This window comes from Psychrobacter sp. AOP3-A1-26 (genome assembly GCF_052378235.1).
Classification (GTDB): domain Bacteria; phylum Pseudomonadota; class Gammaproteobacteria; order Pseudomonadales; family Moraxellaceae; genus Psychrobacter.
Genome location: NZ_JBQSXN010000239.1, coordinates 1 through 216 on the forward strand (window position 1 = coordinate 1; position 216 = coordinate 216).

The 216-nt window shown below is 44.0% G+C and carries 1 pseudogene; it reads left to right on the forward strand.

Going from position 1 to position 216, the window contains the following annotated elements:
- Nucleotides 1-169: pseudogene (locus tag ACT3TU_RS14450) on the forward strand (IS982 family transposase); the annotation flags it as partial.
- Between the last annotated feature and the right edge of the window lie 47 nt (nucleotides 170-216).

The following is a 216-nucleotide window of genomic DNA, read 5'->3' on the forward strand; positions in this document are numbered from 1 at the left end:
AACGGTGTTTGGAGAGCTTAAAAACTTGTGCCAAATCGAACACTCACGCCATCGTAGTGTCACGGGGTTTATCACAAACTTGCTGTCGGGTTTGATTGCTTATTGCTGGTTTCCGTATAAACCCACCATCAAAAACATGCCTCAGCAGGGACAGGTAGCGACATTGTAAATAGTATCAATGAGTTACAATGTGGCTTATCCCGAACTGGGGTTATA